The 22,310-nt window shown below is 41.2% G+C and carries 18 protein-coding genes and 1 riboswitch; of the genes, 5 read left to right on the forward strand and 13 right to left on the reverse strand.

What is annotated here, in order from left to right:
- Window positions 1-89 precede the first annotated feature (89 nt).
- From LCM09_RS06315 to LCM09_RS06330, 4 genes are all read right to left on the reverse strand, one after another.
- Window positions 90-1,889, reverse strand: a complete 1,800-nt coding sequence (locus LCM09_RS06315) for an ABC transporter ATP-binding protein (RefSeq protein ID WP_404800796.1) — start codon at window positions 1,887-1,889, stop codon at window positions 90-92.
- Window positions 1,840-3,570, reverse strand: a complete 1,731-nt coding sequence (locus LCM09_RS06320; protein ID WP_224879663.1) for an ABC transporter ATP-binding protein — start codon at window positions 3,568-3,570, stop codon at window positions 1,840-1,842. The genes LCM09_RS06315 and LCM09_RS06320 overlap by 50 nt, the downstream gene beginning before the upstream one ends.
- A 533-nt stretch (window positions 3,571-4,103) precedes the next feature.
- Window positions 4,104-5,063 (reverse strand): mannose-6-phosphate isomerase, class I, encoded by a 960-nt coding sequence (gene manA, locus LCM09_RS06325; protein WP_224879665.1) that lies wholly within the window; start codon window positions 5,061-5,063, stop codon window positions 4,104-4,106.
- A gap of 27 nt (window positions 5,064-5,090) precedes the next feature.
- Complete coding sequence (locus tag LCM09_RS06330) at window positions 5,091-5,987, reverse strand: ROK family protein (RefSeq protein WP_224879667.1); 897 nt, start codon at window positions 5,985-5,987, stop codon at window positions 5,091-5,093.
- Between the two features lie 205 nt (window positions 5,988-6,192).
- On the opposite strand from LCM09_RS06330, the gene LCM09_RS06335 reads away from it, so the two are divergent.
- Window positions 6,193-6,780, forward strand: a complete 588-nt coding sequence (locus tag LCM09_RS06335; RefSeq protein WP_224880119.1) for a DUF5317 domain-containing protein — start codon at window positions 6,193-6,195, stop codon at window positions 6,778-6,780.
- A gap of 218 nt (window positions 6,781-6,998) precedes the next feature.
- Window positions 6,999-8,801, forward strand: coding sequence for a diguanylate cyclase (locus LCM09_RS06340; RefSeq protein WP_224879669.1), 1,803 nt, complete (start codon window positions 6,999-7,001; stop codon window positions 8,799-8,801).
- A 48-nt stretch (window positions 8,802-8,849) separates the two neighbouring features.
- Here the strand turns inward: LCM09_RS06340 and pcp are convergent, their stop codons facing one another.
- Both pcp and galE read right to left on the reverse strand, forming a co-directional pair.
- Window positions 8,850-9,464: a pyroglutamyl-peptidase I gene (gene pcp, locus LCM09_RS06345; RefSeq protein WP_224879671.1), complete on the reverse strand. Its 615-nt coding sequence runs from the start codon at window positions 9,462-9,464 to the stop codon at window positions 8,850-8,852.
- A gap of 346 nt (window positions 9,465-9,810) precedes the next feature.
- Entirely contained in the window at window positions 9,811-10,818 is a 1,008-nt protein-coding gene (gene galE / locus LCM09_RS06350) for a UDP-glucose 4-epimerase GalE (protein ID WP_224879673.1), read from the reverse strand.
- 314 nt (window positions 10,819-11,132) lie between these two features.
- Between galE and galU the strand changes: the two genes are divergently transcribed.
- From galU to LCM09_RS06365, 3 genes are all read left to right on the forward strand, one after another.
- Window positions 11,133-12,023, forward strand: coding sequence for a UTP--glucose-1-phosphate uridylyltransferase GalU (galU, locus tag LCM09_RS06355; RefSeq protein WP_224879675.1), 891 nt, complete (start codon window positions 11,133-11,135; stop codon window positions 12,021-12,023).
- A 225-nt stretch (window positions 12,024-12,248) separates the two neighbouring features.
- Complete coding sequence (locus LCM09_RS06360) at window positions 12,249-14,084, forward strand: LuxR C-terminal-related transcriptional regulator (protein ID WP_224879676.1); 1,836 nt, start codon at window positions 12,249-12,251, stop codon at window positions 14,082-14,084.
- Window position 14,085: 1 nt separating this feature from the next.
- Window positions 14,086-14,667, forward strand: coding sequence for a histidine phosphatase family protein (locus LCM09_RS06365; RefSeq protein WP_224879678.1), 582 nt, complete (start codon window positions 14,086-14,088; stop codon window positions 14,665-14,667).
- An 83-nt stretch (window positions 14,668-14,750) separates the two neighbouring features.
- Here the strand turns inward: LCM09_RS06365 and LCM09_RS06370 are convergent, their stop codons facing one another.
- The 7 genes from LCM09_RS06370 to LCM09_RS06400 all read right to left on the reverse strand — a co-directional run bounded on the left by LCM09_RS06370 (window position 14,751) and on the right by LCM09_RS06400 (window position 22,299).
- Window positions 14,751-15,302, reverse strand: coding sequence for a GNAT family N-acetyltransferase (locus LCM09_RS06370; RefSeq protein ID WP_224879680.1), 552 nt, complete (start codon window positions 15,300-15,302; stop codon window positions 14,751-14,753).
- Window positions 15,303-15,332: 30 nt separating this feature from the next.
- Entirely contained in the window at window positions 15,333-15,830 is a 498-nt protein-coding gene (locus LCM09_RS06375; protein ID WP_224879681.1) for a DUF6843 domain-containing protein, read from the reverse strand.
- Window positions 15,831-16,249: 419 nt separating this feature from the next.
- Window positions 16,250-17,344, reverse strand: coding sequence for an iron-containing alcohol dehydrogenase family protein (locus LCM09_RS06380; RefSeq protein ID WP_224879683.1), 1,095 nt, complete (start codon window positions 17,342-17,344; stop codon window positions 16,250-16,252).
- Window positions 17,345-17,373: 29 nt separating this feature from the next.
- On the reverse strand, window positions 17,374-18,048 hold the full coding sequence (locus LCM09_RS06385; RefSeq protein ID WP_224879685.1) for a methionine ABC transporter permease: 675 nt from the start codon (window positions 18,046-18,048) through the stop codon (window positions 17,374-17,376).
- Window positions 18,038-19,072, reverse strand: coding sequence for a methionine ABC transporter ATP-binding protein (locus tag LCM09_RS06390; RefSeq protein WP_224879687.1), 1,035 nt, complete (start codon window positions 19,070-19,072; stop codon window positions 18,038-18,040). The genes LCM09_RS06385 and LCM09_RS06390 overlap by 11 nt, the downstream gene beginning before the upstream one ends.
- Window positions 19,073-19,093: 21 nt before the next feature.
- Window positions 19,094-19,900: a MetQ/NlpA family ABC transporter substrate-binding protein gene (locus LCM09_RS06395; RefSeq protein WP_224879689.1), complete on the reverse strand. Its 807-nt coding sequence runs from the start codon at window positions 19,898-19,900 to the stop codon at window positions 19,094-19,096.
- A gap of 174 nt (window positions 19,901-20,074) precedes the next feature.
- Window positions 20,075-20,183, reverse strand: a riboswitch (SAM riboswitch).
- Window positions 20,184-20,289: 106 nt separating this feature from the next.
- Window positions 20,290-22,299, reverse strand: a complete 2,010-nt coding sequence (locus tag LCM09_RS06400; RefSeq protein ID WP_224879691.1) for a S9 family peptidase — start codon at window positions 22,297-22,299, stop codon at window positions 20,290-20,292.
- Window positions 22,300-22,310: the final 11 nt, after the last annotated feature.

Genomic DNA, 22,310 nt, shown 5'->3' on the forward strand with positions numbered 1-22,310 from the left:
TATACGTTATTTTAAATAAAAGGGCTCCCGAGACATTCTCAAGAGCCGTCTTTAATAAGATAGAAATGCTTCGATCTTCGATCTTACATTTAAGCATTCGCTTGAATACCTGAGATTACCATCTCTTTGTAAAATCCATCTTTCTCAATCAATTCATCGTGCGTTCCTTTTTCAATAATATTCCCTTGATCTAAAACAAGAATTTGATCAGCTCGCTGAATGGTATTCAACCGGTGAGCGATCACAAAGCTCGTTCTACCCTCCATTAATGTCCACAGCGCACGTTGAATCTGCACTTCTGTTCTCGTATCGATACTGCTTGTTGCTTCATCAAGAATAAGAATAGTTGGATCAGTAAGAACAGCTCTTGCAATCGACAGTAACTGCCTTTGTCCGTGGCTAATTCCTCCTCCATCTTGTTGTAAAACCGTGTGATAACCATTGGGGAGTTTTGTGATAAATGAATGAGCATTGGCAATTCTTGCTGCGTTCTTGACCTCTTCATCCGTTGCATCCAATCTTCCGTAGCGAATGTTTTCTAGAACGGTTTCTTCAAATAACAATGTATCTTGTAGGACAAACCCCATATTCTCTCGTAAGCTATCTCTCGTAAACGAAGTAATATCTTTCCCATCTATTTCAATCGTTCCTTCGTCTATTTCATAAAACCTCATGAGTAAGTTAACGATGGTTGTTTTTCCAGCTCCAGTCGGACCGACGATTGCGACGGTCTCACCAGGTTGAGCGGTAAAGCTCAGCCCCTGTAACGTATCTTGATCTTTCTCATATCCAAATGAGACTTCGTGGAAAGACACGCTTCCAGTTACGTCAGTTAATGGAGTAGCGTGATCTCGATCCTCAAGCTCTTCCTTTTCATCAAGAACTACAAAAACTCTTTCCGCGCCAGCAACAGCGGAAAGAATCGTATTAAATTGATTCGCCAAGTCATTCAAAGGACGAGTGAACTGCCTGGAGTACTGAATAAAAGCAACGATAACCCCTATCGTGACTAACCCTTCTAACGCTAGCCACCCTCCTGCTGCTGCGATTAGAACAAAGCTTAGATTGTTTAACACATTCATTAGTTTTGGAATAAAACCGGAATACGTCAACGCCCAGAACCCTGATTTTCTGAGCTCTTCACTTTCTTTTTCAAATTGCTTCATCACTCGTTCTTCTTGTGAAAATGTCTTTACAATCTGCTGTCCTGAAATCGTCTCTTCAATAACACCATTTAAGTTTCCTAAGTTTCGCTGCTGTTCTTTAAAATAATACCCTGTACGTTTTGTAATCCATTTCATCCCTGCATACATAATTGGAATGATTGTAAACGTAATCAAGGTTAAAAGAGGACTTAACCAAATCATAATCGCCACTGTTCCGATTAGAGTCAGAATGCTCGAGATAATTTGAATTACTGAGCTGTTCAACGTCTTGCTTACATTCTCAATGTCATTTGTAAGTCGACTCATGAGCTCTCCATGTGTCTTTTTATCAAAGTAAGGGATCGGAAGACGTTGAAAATGACGAAATAGGTCTTTCCTTATAGTCATTACCGTTTTTTGTGCGATTCCGATCATCCAGAAATTCTGAAGGAACGTTACGATTGACTGTGAAAAATAGATGCCGATCAAAATCAAAAGGAGAGGAATAAGACCGTTCAGATCTCCTTTTACTAAATAATCGTCAATTGCCACGCTCGTTACGTACGGGCCGAGCAAACCAAAAACCGAGCTCATCAAGACTAAGAAAAAGACAACGGTTAGGAGTCCCTTCTGCACAGATAGGTAGTTCCAAATCCTCTTCACCGTTCCTTTTATATCATCCGGTCTCTTCTTATTAAGATGTTTTTTCGGCATGGTCAACCCCCTCCCCGTACTGCGAAGCATAAATATCCTGGTATGCTTCATTTTCACGTAATAACGTCACGTGGGAGCCTTTCCCAATTACTTTTCCATCTTCAAGTACGAAAATTTGATCAGCTTCCTTAACAGAACTTATTTTCTGGGCGATTAACAATATGAGTCCTTGAAAATCACTATCCTTCAATGATTGCTGTAATTTCGCTTCTGTTTTTAGATCAAGGGCACTAGTGCTATCATCAAGTATTAAGATTTCAGGCTTTCGTATGAGGGCTCTTGCAATCGAGAGACGTTGCTTTTGACCACCAGAAAGGTTGACACCTTTTTGTCCTAGCTCTGTTTCATATTGATTGGGAAGCGTCATGATGAACTCGTGAATTTGCGCTGTTTTTGCAGCAGCAACAATTTCATCCATCGATGCGTCCTCTTTCCCCCATCGAATATTTTCACCGATTGTATCACTGAAAAGCATGACTTCTTGCGGAACAACACCGATTGCTCTTCTAAGCTCATCTACTGGCACCTCATTCACATTAACGCCATTCCATTTTACTTCTCCAGAATCCGGTTCATAAAGACGAGGGATTAATTGTATAAGCGACGTCTTCCCTGTACCTGTGGAACCTAAGATTCCAATAAATTGACCTCGTTCCAACGTGAAGGAAATATTCTTCAACACCTTCTTTTCAGGATATGAAAAACTGATATCTTCATACGCTAAGGTACGTAATGGAAGAGGCAACGGATGACTAGAACTTTGAGTTACTGTCTCAGTAGCAAACACTTCTTCCATGCGGTGGACTGATGCTCTTGCACGAGAAAGAATCATTAATATGAAAGAAAACATCGAAAGGGCAACAGTAATCCGTGTTCCATATGTGATGATAGCTGCCACATCACCGACTTGTGTCCCTCCTCCAATAATTCTGATCCCCCCAAACCATATAACAGCTACAATCGCGACATTCATAATGATGAGCAATACAGGCGTCGCAAGTTCGATTAACCGTAAGGAGGCAACATTTCGTTCAAAAAGGTCATCATTAACTACCTTGAAGCGATCTTGTTCATACTCGCTTCGTCTTAGTGCTTTTATCAATCGAATGCCTACTAAATTCTCTCTCATAACGCCATTTACTCGATCAAGCTTTTCTTGAACAAGAGCGAACAACGCGATACCTTTCTTCATAACAAAAAATAGAAAGACGATCACGATCGGGATCGCTACTGTTAATAAAAGAGCAATTTGGAAGTCCACAAAGAGAGCCATCACCACGCCCCCAATTACAAGGAGAGGAGCTCTTACCATAATTCTAAGGCCCATAAAGATAACAAGCTGAACCTGATTCACATCATTGGTAAGCCTCGTGATCAGAGAAGAAGTTGGAAAACGATTAAAATCCATAAATGAGAACGATTGAATCTTTTCAAATAACGCTTCTCTTAGATCGAACGCGAACTGTTGACTAACAAAAGAAGCAATATATGTATTTATAATTGATGTAACAAAAGAAAGGACAGTGAGCAGAAGCATAAACAGTCCAACTGAAGTAATAATAGAAATATTTCTCTCTATAATGCCGTTATCAATGATATCCGCCATTAGTATAGGCAACCATAGTTCAACCGCAAGCTCAAAAAGCATCAACAATGCAGCAATTATTGCAGCCTTACGATATGGATATATGAAAGAAAAAATATGACGCATAACCCCTCCAGAATACTCCGACATTATATACACTTTACCATATTTTTCAGAATATTTAGGTCCGCGGAAATTATGACAAATAAAAAAAGAAATCGGCTACAAAGCCAATTCCTTTTTTAAGAAAAACGCTGATTATGGTGCTACATATACCGTAGGAGTTTGAATACCGCTTACTTTCGTGTGGACGAAAGCACGTATTCGAGAGTAGTCAAGCGATAATCACTCCCACTAGATTGCTATGAATATAGCAACTTTTCTGTCCACTAATCATGATGTTGGTAACTTTGCTTATGTTTTGTTTTCCTATCATACGTACTAATGTTGATTGGAGCGGAAGGATGCTCGACTCCTGCGGGATGTGCGGGACAGGTGAGACCCCGGAGGCGCAATGGTTTTGTGCGCTGAGAAGGCTCACCGCCCGACTCGCGGAAAGCGAGCATCCTGGAGCGGAAATCACCTTCATATCCGTGCAGATGATGTTTAAGACTTTCTAGACAATTTGAAAATCGGCTACAGAGCCGATTTCCTTCAGATTATTTATTGCTTTTTGAAACCATCAGTTCAAGCTCTCCTTCAAACTCAAATTCAGTCATCGTTGAAGGAATAATAAAATGATCTCCTTGTTTTACGAAATGAGAGGAATCTGCTGAAGAAATTTCACCTTCACCGCTTAAGACACTAACCAATAAATAGCGGGCGTCTAAATCGGTGCTATAAACACCATCGACCTCCCAGTGATATACTGTGAAATAGGTCGCTTCAATAAGTTTTGTTTCCTTCAAACCTTCTTCTTCTGAAACGACAGGATGAAACTCTGGATCAACATGAGGTATAGTCGAAACTTCTTTCGACCTCTCAATATGCAGCTCACGCTTATTTCCTTTATCATCCGTACGATCATAATCATAAACGCGATAGGTGGTGTCAGAACTTTGTTGAGTCTCAAGAATCATAGTTCCAGCTCCAATTGCATGGATGGTACCACTCGGAACAAAGTAAAATTGCCCTGGCTCGATTGGAATGCGGCGAAGCAGGTCACCCCACTGCCCATTATCGATCATCTCTGTAAACTGTGATTTTGATGTTGCATGGTGACCAAAAATAAGCTCAGCTCCAGAATCACAATCGATGATATACCAGCATTCTGTCTTTCCATACGCTTCACCTTCTTCAGCCCTTGCGTATGTATCATCAGGATGGACTTGAACAGAAAGATCACGATTCGCATCAAGAATTTTAACTAACAGTGGAAAGTGCTCTCCCTCTTCATCTCCAAATAAATTTCTATGATCTTCCCACACTTCATTTAACTTTTTGCCTTCGAGTGGACCATTTTTAATTTCACATGGTCCGTTCTGATGAGCTGAAATCCCCCAGCATTCACCAGTCGTTTCTGATGGTATGTCGTAACCAAATAGGTCTTTAAGCTTCGTACCACCCCAGATTCGATCTTTGAATTCAGGCTTTAAGAAAAGCGGTTCATGTTGATACATATATTGATTCCTCCTCATTACATTTATTTACTTAATTCCAACCATTGCTGCTCCAATTAACCCTGCATGATTCCCAAGTGAGGCAGGTTCAATCGCTACTCTTCCATGTAACCCTTCATAAATATAGCCATCGACTTTCTCTCTGAGGAGCGGGAACAGCGTAGTTTGTCCATTCATAACACCTCCACCAAGAATAAACACTGACGGATCTACTGTATGAACGAGGTTCGCAATCCCTATAGCTAGCGCATCGATTGCCTCATTAATAATAGCGATCGCTGTTTGGTTACCTTCATCAGCTAATGAAAACACTTCGGTAGCTCCTCCTGCAATACCCAATCTTGCCTTTCCTTCTCTTCCGATAGCTGTTCCTGATGCCATTGCTTCAAGAGAACCAGCGTTCATATTCGCATGTTTTGGCCCTTTCGGCTTTATTATCATGTTTCCAATTTCAGCACCATAACCATGTTCACCTTGGACAATCTTGTTATTTATCACGTATCCTCCGCCGACACCAGTACTGACCGTTATGTAGAATGAACTATGTTTTCCCTTTCCTGCACCATACATCGCTTCACCTAGCGCTGCAGCATCAGCGTCATTTATGAGAGAAGTCTGAACGCCGACTCTCTTCTCGACAATCTCCGTAATATGAACATCTTTCCAGCCTGGCAGATTGGGAGGCGAAAGCACGATACCTTCAAAGGGATTTAACGGTCCCGGGGATCCGATACCTATGGTCTCTACTTTGTAATTTTCATTCATTTCCTTTATCAAGTCTACCATTCTGCCGATAATAGATGTAGAGCCATTGGTAGCTTCTGTAGGAACTTGCCTTACTTTTAGTAGGTGACCACGTTCATCAGTCACTCCTACACGTAAGTTCGTTCCTCCTAAGTCGATACCCATGTAGTATTTTCCCAAAATATCCCCTCCTGCAATTTCTTATTTTTATATGCTACCATGAATCACACAGTAACGTATCGTAAAGTTCAAATCGTTACACTATTCAACATAAATCTTCTAAAATTGTTAAATTGTGAAAACTTTCTAGGAATTTCGTTGACTACTAATGGTGCTCTGATAAACTATTATTAAATAACAAATTAGGTTAAATTAGGTGACAAACATGGTATTTGACGGCATTTTGCTAGCACTCCTTATTGGATTCCTAAGAAAAGGAAGCTTAAAAGGCTTTGCTTATTTAACGTTCCGCGGCGGTTGGATCTTCCCGCTATTACTCCTTATAGAAATTGGAGTTTTCATCTTCCAATCTTCCTATGCATGGATTGGAAAATATAGCGGATTATTATTTATGCTGATCTACGTTGTCGGCATGGTTTTCCTTTGGATAAACCGCAAGATGAACATAGGTATTCCAATTCTATTGCTAGGCGTTTTTCTTAACTTTATCGTTATGGCCTTGAATGGCGGTCGAATGCCAGTATCATTAGAAGCTGCTACTATTTTAGACCCAGCCTATGCAAACGCTATCCAAGACGGTTTATATGGTAAGCATGCTGTACTTACAGATTCAACATTATTAGGATTTCTTGGTGATGTTATTCCAATTACCGATCCCTATCCAAAAGATCAGGTAATCAGTATCGGAGATATCGTCATGAATATAGGTATTTTTATTTTCATACAGCGAGTCATGGTAAAGAATCGACATCCAGAAGGTTCATCTTCCGCGACTAAGAAGCTGTCTACTTAAAGGAGGTGACAGCATGGAAAGAAAAGAAGGCATTAAGCTAACTGGTATCATCGTTAATATTGCTATTATTTCTACCGCCTTAATCGCATTAACTTCTGGATTTAAATTAGTTTAATTGATAACCGAGGAGCACGGTGTGCTCCTCGACTTTCAAACTAAATTTAAATGAGAGTGGTGGTAACATGAAGGGCATATTTCAAAGCAAAAACCTAGTAAACATGTACCTCAGCGCAGTTTCTGTTGCTGGGATATTATTGTACATTTCAAGCTATTCCATGACACCACTGACTTGGAGTTTGGCCTTCACGTTTATTACTGCGATCCTCCTATTAAACCACTATACAATTCTACTGCCACCGAGCGGTAACTCCTTATCGATGGATTCTGCAATTTATCTTGCGATTCTATTTGTTTTCGGTTTAGATATGACGCTAACGATCTTATTATTCACCTCTCTTATCTACGCCATTTACCAGAAGCAAGTTGTTTGGTGGAAGCACCTATTTAATTTTTCAATCTATGTGATTATGATTGTTTGTACGTATCAATCGTTTCTATTAACTGGTGGGAAGCTCGGTTCAATCACGGTATTGAATATTTCTTCTTACCTCGCGTCATTTAGCATTTACTTTTTATTGAACGTAATCCTTATAGGTTTGTTCTTTCTTCTAACTCAAACAGAGAGCTTATTTATGCTCATCAAAGGAATGCTAAAAGAAACGATATCCAGTTATTTAATCACTCTAGTGCTATCGCTAATTCTAGTTTTAATGATAAAACAGCAGGTTTATCTTGGGATTTTCCTCTTTTCGTCCGTTGCGATCCTACTATCTATTTCGTTTAGACAATATTTTCAACTTTATCAGGAAGTGTCAGAAAAAGCCGATATCGACCATTTAACCGAATTGTTTAACCATGGTTATTTTAAGAACTTATTAGAAAAAGAAATCAATAAAGCTAAAAAAGCCGGTGAACCGCTCTCACTTGGACTAATCGATCTCGATGATTTTAAGAAATACAATGATCTTCATGGTCACTTGCAAGGTGATCGGTTACTCAAGCATTTCGGAGCTGAGATGAAAAGAATGGCAAAGTCTAGCTTTACAGTTGCAAGATATGGCGGTGAAGAGTTCGCTGTATTGATGCCCGGTCTAAATCAACTAGAAGCATACCGATTTATTAATCAGCTGAGAAAACAAGTCAACGATACGTATTTTGAAGGAGTCGAGGTATTACCACATGGCTGTCTTTCATTCTCGGCAGGCGTAATCGAATATAATCTTGAGATCTATAATTCAACAGAAATGATTGAAAAAGCTGATCAAGCGATGTATTTTGCAAAAACAAAAGGGAAAAACAATGTTTCTCTATTTGATACCGAGAATCTTCCCGTAGATACCTTTCAGTACCAAAGAGAAATGGACCTACTTGAACAGCAGCTTCGCATCTTCTTGTACAAGGATGTCTATACGTATCGTCATAGTAGAAGGGTTTATGAGTATGCGATCCAATTCAGCAAGAAACTTAACCTTAATATGGCAGATCGAAAAACACTTATTATGGGTGCTCTTATACATGACATCGGCAAGCTAGAAATCCCAAGAGATGTGATTAACAAAAGAGGCAAGCTTACGAAAGAAGAATGGGAGATGGTTCAAAAGCACGTGATCTGGGGAAGAGAAATCGTATCAACAGACCGTGAGCTTCATGACCTACTCCCACTAGTCGAACTTCACCATGAACGCTTCGATGGAAAGGGATATCCTTATGGATTTAGCGGGTATGAAATTCCAAGACTCGTCCGCATGCTGACTGTTATCGATTCTTTCGATGCAATGACGACAGAGCGACCTTATCAGGAAACAAAGTCCTTCACAGAAGCAATCACCGAACTCAAGAGTTGTTCAGGTTCTCAATTTGATCCGCAGCTTGTTGATGCATTTATTGAAGTAATCCAAGAATCTCCAACGGTAGATTTAGAGAAAATGAATCACAACAAACCAGTCCAAGTGACACCATAACGAAAGGCAGAGCTAGTGTTTAGCTCTGCCTTTTATTTATGATTCATCCTATACTTTTGCTTCAGCGATCGTGTTGATCATAATTCGAATCGAATCTCGAATGCTATGAAACGGAAAGCCTGTATGAGCAGAATGATGCAACGTCATTTCAAACGTCGGAGGCACATGAACGAATCCTGCCGGCGTATCGATGTTATTCTGTTCAAGAACGTGTAGAACGCTATACATCACGTTATTACACAAATAAGTTCCCGCTGTGTTAGAAATCTCGGCAGGAATGCCATTTTCCAAGAGCGCATCCGTCATTCGTTTAATAGGAAGAGTTGAAAAATATGCTGCAGGACCACCTGGTACGATCGGCTCATCTTCTGGAGCATTGCCGTTGTTATCTTCAACACTATCATTCACATTGATCGCAATACGTTCAGGTGTAATTTTCGTGCGATCTGCAGCTAGACCTAGCATGATGATCGCACTTGGTTTGCATTCTTCTACATAGGTCAGTAGTCTTTCGGCAGCATGCTTATAATCTACCGGCAACACACGGCCTATGATTTCATACCCTCCTACAACTTCCTCATCCATCTCTCTAACAATTGATTCAGTAGGGTTATGTCGGTGTCCAAGAAAAGGTTCAAATCCTGTTAATAATAATCTGTTCAACTTACTCGCTCCTCTCATCTTGGGGTCAGGAACGCACCATACCCCCTATTAATAAAATAAGAAATACTAGTGAAAGGCATACAAGAAACACGATTCCCATCTTACGAATTGCAGGAGGAAAACGTTCCGTCATAGGAACTCGAACAAGAACGATCAATAGAGCTAATGAAAGGATTAACAGCAGAAAATATCCCAATGACTACACCACCGTTTCAAACATACTACTATTACCTCTTCCCTATTGGAGATATTTCTAACCAGGTGTTGGAACGTAAAAAAGTCATGCAGGAGTTTCTCCTACATGACCTTCATGTGTTTGTTATTTTTCCATCTATGAAAACTGTGCCTATTTGTCTAAAGAAGCAGCTCCTGCTTTATAGCCTTGTGGATGATTTTGATGCCAATTCCAAGCGTGCTCAACAATTTGCTGCAGCTCAGGGTAAACGGGCTTCCATCCGAGTTCTTCTATAGCTTTCTCGGAAGATGCGATTAGAACAGCAGGATCACCAGCACGACGGGGTGCATCTTCTGCTATGATCTCTTTATTTGTCACGTTACGGCATGTATCGATCACTTCTTTAACGGTAAATCCTTTACCGTTCCCGAGATTGAAAATGTTGCTCTCATTCGTATCTTTCATACGCTTCAGTGCAAGGTAATGCGCCTGCGCAAGATCTAATACATGAATATAGTCTCGCACGCATGTACCATCTTTTGTAGAATAATCATTTCCAAAGATAGAGACTTTCTCTCTTTTTCCTAGGGCAGCCTCTAGAACGATCGGTATTAAGTGTGACTCAGGGTCATGATCTTCACCGATCCGACCTTTTGGATCAGCGCCTGCAGCATTGAAGTACCTAAGCGATGTAGACTTCAAGCCATATGCTTCATCACACCAACGAAGCATCTTTTCAATGGCAAGCTTTGTTTCTCCATAAGGATTCGTTGGAATCGTTGGATCAGTCTCTTCGATCGGTGTTCGCTCCGGATTTCCGTAAGTTGCTGCAGTTGAAGAGAATACAATATAATTCACTTCATACTCAACAAGTTTTGAAACAAGAGCATGCGATCCATTCACGTTATTTCGATAGTACTCCAGTGGATTCGCTACGCTTTCACCTACAAGTGAACTCGCTGCAAAATGAATAACGGAATCAATGTCATTATCAGAAAAAACTTGATCCAATACTTTAGCATCCGTTAAATCTGCTTGATAAAAAGACACACCATCAACAGCTTCACTGTGTCCCTTCGACAAGTTGTCTAATACAACGACTTCTTCCCCTTGCTCTTTCAAATACATGACAGTATGACTTCCTATGTATCCTGCTCCACCAGTTACTAAAATTGCCATTTTATCCCCTCCACATTAATAGTACCTGTTATTACTCGTCGAATCCACACGTTATTTCCCGGAAAATACAATAATTTTGCGAAAGACGAGACGTTCATTCATCCATGCACATAATTCCAATTTTATTTACTAAAATCTTAAAGGAACACAAGGAAACACGTCGAAATTAGTTTGTAATCGGAATCTATCTTTTCCATACTTTAGAAGCTTTAATAAGAAAAAACAGGAAATTTACACTATTTTATGTTAATATGAAAAAGGATTTATAGGGAATTAGAAACATAATTTATCTAGATTTTGGGAGGAATTCCAACGTGAGAGTAAGAAAAGCAATCATACCTGCTGCTGGTCTTGGAACAAGATTTTTACCAGCGACTAAAGCACAACCGAAAGAAATGTTACCGATCGTTGATAAACCTACAATTCAGTACATTGTAGAAGAAGCAGTAGCGGCTGGCATTGAAGATATTATCATCGTAAGTGGACGCGGGAAGCGTGCGATCGAAGATCATTTCGATAAATCTTACGAGCTAGAAGAGACGCTTACTAAGAAACAAAAAACAAAGATGCTTGATGAAGTAAAACAAATTTCGAACTTAGCTAACATCCATTACATACGACAAAAAGAGCCAAAGGGTCTCGGTCACGCGATTAATTGCGCAAGCCGATTTATTGGAAATGAACCTTTTGCAGTTCTTCTTGGAGATGACATCGTTCGGTCTGAAAAGCCATGTATCGGACAATTGATGGAAAGTTATAACAGGTATCGCACATCAATCGTTGGCGTTCAGCAGGTTCCAAATGAGGATGTCTCTAAATACGGAGTCATCGCGCCAAAGGGCGAACAAATCGATAACGGAATCATCCCAATTCAATCATTAGTAGAAAAACCATCTCTAGAAGAAGCTCCTTCTAATTATGCAATCCTAGGACGCTATATTCTAACGCCTGAGATCTTTTCTATCCTTGATACGCAAGCAACTGGTGCAGGCGGGGAAATTCAGTTAACTGATGCGATCAAGCGATTGAACGAACAACAGGCCGTTTTCGCTCATGAATTCGATGGTCAACGATACGATGTCGGTGATAAGTTTGGTTTCATTAAAGCGACGATCGACTTCGCATTATATCGCCCTGAGCTCAAAGAAGATGTCATGAATTACTTGAAGCAAGTAGTTGAACAAGAGCTAGCCACGAAGAAATAACAAAAACCGCATCCCCAACTAGGGTGCGTTTTTTTTTTTTTGTAACAAGTTGAACCTGGTATGCAGGAATATCGGTGACTTATACGAAAGTATAGTATTTATACTTTCGTATGCAAAAATATTCAACGGGGCGTGATGACACCGATGCTAGAAGACTTAACGAATATACCCAATCTTAACAAAGACTCTAAATTCAGTCCTATCACTATCTCAAGAGAAAATGAAATGAACACTTTTCATAGATTACTTATAGGTGAAAGTAGCGGGATACTGTCGATCTACGGTCACTCCGGCACAGGCAAAAGTGAATTACTTATGCACTATCGCCTTAAAGCTAGAGATAAAGGAGTACCATTCTACCTCGTGAACGCACAATTCACAAAGGCTGACCCAAGTTCTTTTTTACAAGCTTTACTCGAGCAAATGGGCCCACCTTCTCCTTCTGTTTCTCCTCTTGAAGCGATTCGTATGCATATGCAACACCTTGAGAAAAAAGGGATCCACTTTGTAATCGCGATCGATTCCTACGAACATTATGAGAAGCTAGATGAATGGTTCAGGCAGTCATTCCTTCCCTCCCTCCCTTCATCGATTATATTCATTTTTTGTGGAAGAAACCCATTGAACACATATTGGAAATCTTCTATTTGGCATCCGTTCATTCAGACGATCGAGCTTCAGGCGCTTACATATGAACAGTTCAATGCTACGATCGAGACTTCAACAGAAGCACAATTAAAGAAAATATGGCACTGTTCGAAAGGAAATCCATTCGCAATCTCTCATCTTATCTATTCCTCAAATAAGGAAGGGAAATTAGATGACAGACTAGTACAAGCAACCTATCAGAACATTGTACGTGAGTGGCTTAGAGAAGTTACAAACGATAGGATGTTACCATACATTGAAGCTGCTTCATTCGGGGTGCAGATCCACCAGGAAAAAATAGAGGCGATCCTTACAAACACCCTCTCAAGAAAAGAGTTCGAGCAACTTATTTCCTATTCTTTTGTTGAAGAAACAGAAACAGGTTGGAAACTCCATCCTTTATTCCACCATGCTTTAAAAATGGATTTAATCAAAAGAAAACCAACTTACTACCATGAGTTGTGGAAAAGAGCTCTTATGTATTGCCGCACGTACATGGAGCAACATGACCACGTGATAAAAACCAACGACATCAACGAGTTTTTCTACCTTTTAAAGGAGCGTATGGTACAGTCATCTCCATTCAATAATGAAAACATTTCGATGTATTCAATGGCTTCAGCTCATGCTGAAGATTGGACTGAAATTCAACCATTCCTTATGAAAGATAAGGAATACTTCCGGGAAGGTGAAAATTCTTATTTATCACTAGAAGCGCTCAAAGAAATAGGTCTTCGCTACGTTAAACTTTTGAGAAATGAGGCAGGTAAGGTTAGAGGAATGGCAGTTATGATACCCATACAATCTTCTACACTCGAGTTGTTGAAAACCAATCCCGTCACAAAAAGCTATTTCTATAACCTATCATCTTTTGAGGAAAAACGAGTTCGGAAAGCTAAACTGCCTTGTGGCTGGGTTATTCGTTACCTTAACATCATTGATAAAAACAAAAAGGAAGAGCTATACGCCTTGCTTTATCATCTTCTTCCACTTGTGTTAACTGAAGGGATTCTCGTTGCTTCAACCCCTGTGGCCTACTACCAGAGCCTTCTCGAACGATTCCGCTTCAAAGAAATTCCTGAAGCGTCTCATAACGACTATGGCAGTCATATACGATCCAAAACGTACGAACTCGACTTAAAAAACAACCGCCTGCCACAATACCTGGATACGTTCGCACAAGCAATCGGTGTAACCTTAAACTCAACACCGTTAGACCGTTTCCAGTTCACACCTCGCGAGAAAGAAGTAGCTACTCTCGTTATCCAGGGGAAATCAAATGCTACGATAGCGAACGAGCTATCTTTAACAGAAATCACGGTAAAAAAACATTTAACACGTATCTATGCCAAGCTCGATATAAAAAACCGTACAGAACTAACCAAAATAATTTTAGGAGGACGAGTGAACTAGAATGAAACATACAACAATTTATCTCGTGCGCCATGCACATTCCACTTACACGCCAGATGAATATGGACGAGAACTTTCTCAAAAAGGGTTAGATGATGCTAAAAGCGTAACGGAACTAATGAAGACTCGTCACGTAGACGTAGTGCTTTCAAGCCCTTATCAGCGTGCCATCGCTACAGTTGAAGGAATTGCAAAAGGCAACGATCAACAAGTAAACGTAATCGAAGACTTGAAAGAACGCGTTCTTGCCGAAAAGCCTGTAGAGGATTTCGCCGCCGCGATCGAAGCAGTTTGGAGCGATGAGTCATTTTCATTCGAAGGTGGAGAATCGAATGAGGCTGCAAGACAAAGAGGCAGTGACGCTTTATTTAAAATCCTTCACACATATGAAGGGAAAAGCGTGGTGATCGGCACGCACGGTAATATTATGGTTTTGCTGATGAGTTACTTTGACAGTCACTATGATGTAGAGTTTTGGAGAAGCCTTGATATGCCTGATGTTTACAAACTTTCTTTTCATGGAGAAAATTTAACAGAGGTCGAAAGGGTCTGGAACCCTGAATTGAAAAAAGTCTATTTATAGCCCTCATAGCACCCCCCTGTTTTATAAGAGATTGTACCCTCACAACAGGGGTTTTTCATGTTAAACAAACGTTTGATTTAACATTATCGATCTATTGTGTCTTCCCATTCACTTCGCAGTAAGCCCATGACGACTGTATCATAGTACGTTCCTTCTACGTACTCGTTTTGACGTAGCCGACCTTCTACTTCAAACCCGCACTTCTCATAAGACCTGATTGCACGCACATTACCACTCCATGTATCCAACTGAATCCGCTCTAAGTTTAATTGGAGAAAGAGATAACGAACCATCGCACGAATCGCATCACTTCCGTACCCTTTTCCCCAGTATGCTTTATCACCGATCGTGATTCCCATCACTGCAGATCTAGTAATGCTGTTCACATCTCGGTAGTCTGCAATACCTATTATTCTCCCTTCCAAATCAAGAATTGAAAACACTCCATTTTCTGCTCGATTCATACTTATGATCGTTTCATACGTATTTTCTACTTGTTCTCGAGATACGTGTGTTAGAAGTGGAGAATTACCTACTGCAAATAGACTGACCTCTTCATCGTTTCTCCATTGAAACAACTCTTCCATATCGTCGAATGCTACTGCGCGAAGTCGTGTTAAGTTTCCATTCATCATTTCTACATCCTTTTCTATGAAAGAGGGTCACTACTCGAGCAGACCCTCTTCAATCAGTTTTGCTTCAAGCTTTGGGGTTAAATTACGATTTGCTGGAGTTTGTGGCCCCCTCCCTACAAAATCTTCACTACAGTGCGATTCGGTAATGTAGAAAGCATTATAAAGAAGACGTCTGTCTTTGATCGTATAGCCACCATTCGGAAAGAGATACGTACAATTCTCCTCTATTTTCGTGCGTTTATCTTTACGATCTACATAATAAAACTCATCTGTCACTGCCCCATATTCCATTTCCTCTGTGGAAGTTAAAAACATTCCATCCTTATCGTATCGAATCACCGTGAATCCTTTTTCCCTTTTTAACTTTGGCGCTCCCTCTACATTATAGACGGTGATCAACTGACCCTCAAAACCTTCTGGAATCAAGTGTAACGTATCTGTTGTGTCATGGTTAGTAGAAGCTTTAGACGAACATGAAACTGTACTCATAACCACTAGTGTTAAAGCAAGCAGTTTGCTCCATCTCATTTATGCTTCGCCCCCATTATCTAAACAAACTCTATGATTATTTCGACGCCTACCAGTACAGTGCCTGTCACTCCCCGCATTTTGTCGAAGAAAAAATCAGACTAGAGACCGAGAGAAAAACCATTCTCGCGACTGGTTTAACTCAATCATTTTCTGCGTACACTGGGAGTAGAAAGAGAGACGTCAACGGTATCGAGAGAGCGGCCGGAGAATTTTTTAATAAACGTTATGAATAATGAATAGGATTGTAGAAAAGGAGGTCATGTAATGGTCGTGGTACTAATGAAGAATTTCTTTAAATCACACCTAAAGCAAGTTGAAGCATTTAGGAAACATCGCGAACGTCATATCGATCGACTAGCTGATCACCAATATCATATATAAACCCCTGGATCATACTTGAGATCCAGGGGTTCCTTTTATTTACTGCTAATTTTTGCTTTTGCTTCAAGTTTAGTGATCGCTTCTAACAGTTCATCTTTTCTAACATGCTTTGTTATATGAATCGATTCCTCTTTCTTTGTTGCGTATTGTGAAATCGACTCGGCTTTCTTAAAACTTTCTTCCTCATGGATTCCAAGTGCACCAAGTGAAGTAGGTAACTCTACCAACTCGTAAAATGGTAGCAGATCCTTTATCTCTTCCCACTTCTCTTCAAGTGCAAGTTGAGCCAATATACCGTACGCTACTTTTTCACCGTGGAGAAAGGAATGCGTTTCGGGCTGATGAGTTAACGCATTATGAACGGCGTGAGCCCCAGCTACTCTTCCATACTGATCTCCAAAACCTCCTACCATCGCCCCGGTAAGTAGGTTCGTTTCGATCACTTTTATGAAAGATTCACTTAGGTTGCCATCTTTCTGATCTTTAAGAGCTTGCTCACCATGTTCTAGCAAGGTGTCTCGACAGCTTTTCGCTGCAAAATATGCAAACTGGATCGGTACTGATAGAGAAGGAAGCGTTTCTATAATACTTCTCGCTTCATACCACTTTGCGAGCGTATCCCCAATTCCTGCACGTAGGAAAGATGACGGTGAATGGAGTAGAATTTCTGGTTCCACAAGAACAAGATGAGTGCTTCTAGGGTAGACGATATGCCTTACAAACTCACCTCGGTCTGTGTAAATTACGCTGAGAGGTGTACACGCGGCGCAAGTTGAAGCAAGCGTAGGAATAAGGGCTGTTTCAATAGTCAGTTCGTTTGCAACTGCCTTTGCAACATCTAGTACCTTTCCACCACCAACACCGATAACTAGATCTGCATCATGAAGCCGACCTAACTCAGCCTGCCTTTCTATTTCGGTATAAGAACACTCTCCTCGATACTTTGAAAAAGCAGCATGAAATTGTGAGAGTTCAGGAATATAATGACGAGCTGCCTCCCACGATTTCTCACCGTGTATAATAAAGATATTCCGAAATCCTCCTTCCTTCAATCGATCTGGCAGTTCATCCAAAACACCATTTTGACACTGGTAATGTCCCGGAGTAGCTCTTACATGAATAGGTTGCATTCTATGAGACCTCCTCTACTTTTATAAAACTAGTCTTTCTTCAATCGCGCTGCCATCACATTCCCAAATGATTGTAGCCCTTGCACGAGTACGATCAACAAGAACACCGTGACATACATAACATCCACTTCATAGCGTAGATGACCGTATCGATAGGCAAGGTCACCCAAACCTCCTGCTCCAACAAGTCCTGCCATGGCAGTTGCACCGATCAATCCAATCGTTGCAATCGTAAGCCCTAACACAATAGAAGAACGTGATTCGCGTACGAGTACGTGCCAGATGATGTGGCGCGTTTTAATTCCCATCGCTTCATACGCTTCTACTACTCCTCGGTCTACTTCTAGAAGAGCAGACTCCATCAGCCTTGCTATGTATGGAGCGGTAAAGACAACAAGTGGCACGATGACCCCTTTTACTCCGATCGTCGTTCCAGCAATAAACTTTGTGAATGGCAATATGAAAAATAGAAGAATGATGAATGGAATCGATCTGATCACGTTGATGACAGCATTCAATAATCGAAATGAAATTTTGTTGTCTAACGCCTTTCCAGGCCTTGTGAGAACGAGCAGCACACCGAGTGGTAAACCGATCAACACTGAAATGAACAGGGAGATTCCAACCATTTGGAACGTCTCAATGATCGCACTCCAAATATCTGCTCCCCATAGATCGATAAACTCTGATACTCTAGCTGACATGTGTACTCACCTCCTGTACGTACCCTTCAACACCGATTCCTTTCTCTTCTAAAAACATGACTGCTCGTCTAGTTTCCGTCTCCTCACCCTCCAGATGAACGACTAACCTTCCGAAAGGTTCGTCCTTAAGCTGCGTGATATTCCCTGCAAGAATAGAAGGATAAATATCAAAATTTTTACTAAGAAGTGCGAGCGCTGGTTTACCAGAAGACTCCCCGACAAAGGACAACGTTACGATTTGGCCTTTAGATTCTAACTTTTTCACGAGTAATTCTGGAACGTCATCTTGAAACAGCGATTGAACAAACCGCTTCGTTGTAGGAGTTTTCGGTTTACTAAACAGATCAACGACGCGGCCTCGCTCAATGACGCGCCCATTTTCCATAACCGCTACTTCATGACAAATCTTCTGAACAACGTGCATTTCATGCGTAATCAGTAAAATTGTAATACCGAACTCCTGGTTAATTTGCTCTAATAAGGAGAGAATCGATTCAGTTGTATCAGGGTCGAGCGCACTTGTTGCTTCATCACAAAGAAGTACTTCTGGCTCGTGAGCAAGAGCGCGAGCAATCGCAACTCTCTGCTTTTGACCACCAGAAAGTTGTCCAGGGTACGTATCACGCTTATCTTCAAGTCCCACAATGTTAAGATACTTCTTCACCCGCGAATCGATTTCCTTTCTTGGAACGCCTGTCAGCTTAAGAGGAACGGCTATGTTTTGATAAACCGTTCCAGTCTTTAATAGATTGAAAGACTGAAAGATCATTCCTATTCGTTGACGAGTTTTCTTAAGCTTTCCTGCAGATAAGCCTGTTAACTCTACATCGTTAATGTACACCTTGCCTTCTGTAGGCCTCTCCAATAAATTCACCGTTCGTACAAGTGTACTTTTACCAGCCCCACTGTATCCGATCACGCCATAAATCTTCCCTTTTTCAACGTTTAGGTCTACCCCATCCAGTGCTTTCGTTACAGTCGTTCCGGTTTGAAACGCTTTTGTGATGTTCTCTAATCGAATCATTGCCTTCTCTCCTTTACCAAATTACCAGGATGCTACAACTGAACCGTTAAATTCTTCTTCAATAAACTGCTTCACCTCATCTGAATGGTAATAATCCACTAGCTTATTGATTCTTTCATCGTCTTTATTCTCTGTTTTTGTTGCGATGACGTTCACCCAAGGAGAATCCTCTGGTTCCATTACGAGTGAATCTTCTGTTGGAACGCGACCACTTTCCATCGCATAGTTCGTGTTGATCGCTGCGATTGCAAGCTCACCTAGCTGCCTTGGAATTTGTGATGCTTCTAGAGGAACAAACTCAAGATTTAGTGGGTTCTTCTCAATATCTTTAATTGTTGCTTCAACTCCTACGCCGTCTTTCAGTTCAATGATTCCTGCTTCCTCAAACAGCATGAGCGCTCGAGGTTCCCCTGTCGAGTGGTTTGGTAGTCCTACTTTGTCACCTTTTTTAAGATTATCAAGATCATCATATTGGTCAGAGTAGATTCCCATCGGAAAATTAATCGTCGTCGCAACTTTTGATAATTCCATGCCACGCTCCTCAACAAAATCAGTTAAATACGGTTCGTGTTGAAAAACATTCGCATCGAGTTCACCTTCGTCAAGAGCCTTATTCGGCATCACGTAATCGTTGAACGCCACCACTTCAATCTCAAACCCATCTTTCTCAGCTACTTCTTTTACCTTCTTCATGACGTCTTCATGGGGCCCAGCTGTAACACCGACCTTCAATGGCCCTCCCTCTGAACCGCCTGACTCTGCACTACTAGAGCAACCTGTTACAACAATCAATACTAATGCACCTAATAAAAGTGATAACTTCTTCATTCTCCTACTCCTCCTCTTACCTATAATCATTTAAAGCGTCTTTGCACTAAATTACGAAAACATACGGCTGCATTGGAACCGTGAAAATCCCCCCTCCTTCTTTCTACCCATAAACTAAAAAACTCTCCCTGTTGGACAGAGAGAGTTGGGTGTTCTTCACGATTATGTAACTCTCTCTCATCTCTCAAACGATTGCTCGTTTGCTGGAATTAGCACCTTTCTCACGAACTGAGATGGTTGCCGGGCGTCAATGGGCCAGTCCCTCCGCCACTCTTGATAAGAGTTTGAAATATTCATATTGTTTAACTATTCTAAACAGTATAGTACCTTAATTCATGCACGTCAAGGGGACATTTAACGGTGCCTGTCACTCCCCACATTCTGTCGAATCATGCTTGGTCGCCATCAAGGTGATCATCAAACCAACCGATTAAATGATTCAAGCGTTCTACTCTTAATTCAGGATGACCGCTTCTAGAAAGGTTGTGGTCAGAATCAGGGAATCTCACAAATTTTGTCTTCTTTTCACGGTGCTTAAGTGCAATGTATAACTGCTCGCCTTGTTCAATCGGACAACGGTAGTCCTTTTCACTGTGGAGAATGAGCAGCGGGGTTTCGATGTCGTTTACATACTTCAAAGGTGAATGACCCCACAGCTTCGTTGGGTCTTCATCAAGGTCAGCCCCAACTTCCCATTTCGTAAAGAAGTATCCGATATCACTTACACCATAGAAGCTTAACCAGTTTGAAATCGAGCGCTGTGTTACAGCGGCCTTGAATACATTCGTTTTACCAATGATCCAATTTGTCATGAACCCTCCATAACTCCCGCCAGTAACAAACAAACAATCAGCGTCTATGAATCGGTTTCGGTCTACTGCTGCTTCTATACCTGCCATCACATCATCGAAGTCACCACCGCCATAGTCACCTCGACAGCCGTTAACGAAATCTTGACCGTATCCCTGACTACCTCGAGGATTTGTAAACACGACGACGTACCCTTTCGCTGCAAGAAGCTGAAACTCATGCATAAATGAGTTTCCATACATCATATGAGGACCACCATGGATTTCTAAGACCGTTGGGTACTGTCTTCCTTCTTCAAAACCGATTGGCTTCATGATCCACCCTTGTACGTTCAAACCATCTCGACCTTCATACGTGAACGCTTCTGGTGTTGAAAGAGGATAGTCACTCAGCACCTCTTCATTTGATGATGTCATTCTTTTCGGAGAAGCATCTTCTTCTAATGAGAAGGTATAAATATCGCCTATATTCGTAGTGTCACTAATTGCGACGACTGCCTCACCGTGATCAACTACTGCATGAAACGTATAGTGGTGCCTGTCACCACCCGCTATTTGTCGAAGCGTGCCATCAAGGTTGATAGAATAGATTCCTGTGTTTCCACGTTCACTGCCAAGGAAGTAGAGTTCTCTCGCGTCTTTACTCCAAATCGCTCCGGGAGAATTAATTCCCCAATGAAGATCTGAAATAAGAACGTCCGAGCACTCTAGGTCGAACGAATCAGTAAGACAGTTAAACGTTTTCGACTTCACATCCACTGTCCACACTTTATTCAACGTCGCTCCTTCATGTTTAAAGTCATGACCAATATAAGAGAGTGTTGTTCCATCAGGAGCCCATCGTGGAGCTATGAAACTACCACCTTCCGTGTTAAGCTGCTCAGGCTTATTCCTATCATCTTCAGCTAGCTTCTTAATGAATAAATCCGATTGAATGTAAGCTCCATTCTCTTCGCGTCTACTTCTTACATAAACGATCGTTTCACCGTCAGGCGACCAATTTGGGTATGAGTGATCGAGCTCAGCGTCCGTAATCCAAGTTTCTTCACCTGTCGTGCTATTGATTACAGCCACCTGTGTATGCTTTCCATCAAGGAACCCTTTCCCATCTGCCTTGTAATGCAAATCTTCTACTACGAGTGCTGTCTTCTTTTTATTCGCTTCTTCTTTCTTACCTTTAGGGTACCTATTACAAAGTACTAGAAGTGCTGATCCATCCGGTTTCCAAACCGGGCTGCCTGCTCCATTTTCAAGTGAGGTTAATTGGAATGCTTCCCCTCCAAGAGCTGAAATGATCCATATTTGATTCTCTCCAGAACGATTCGAAACAAAAGCTAGTTTCTCCCCATCAGGTGACCATCGCGGAGAAGAATCAAGATGCGGGGAAGAGGGAGATGTCCACGGCACTTCTTCACCTGTCTCACCATCTACCATCACGAGATAAGAAGCATATTCATGATCCGACGTGATCTTTTTCTTCACATATACGATCTTCTTACCGTCAGGAGATAACTGTGGATCTCCTACAAATGCCAAGTTATAAAGTGAATCAGCTTGAAGATTCTCTTTCTCTACTGTTTTAATTTCCATCTAAACACCTC

The organism is Guptibacillus algicola (assembly GCF_020171805.1).
Lineage (GTDB): Bacteria > Bacillota > Bacilli > Bacillales > Guptibacillaceae > Guptibacillus > Guptibacillus algicola.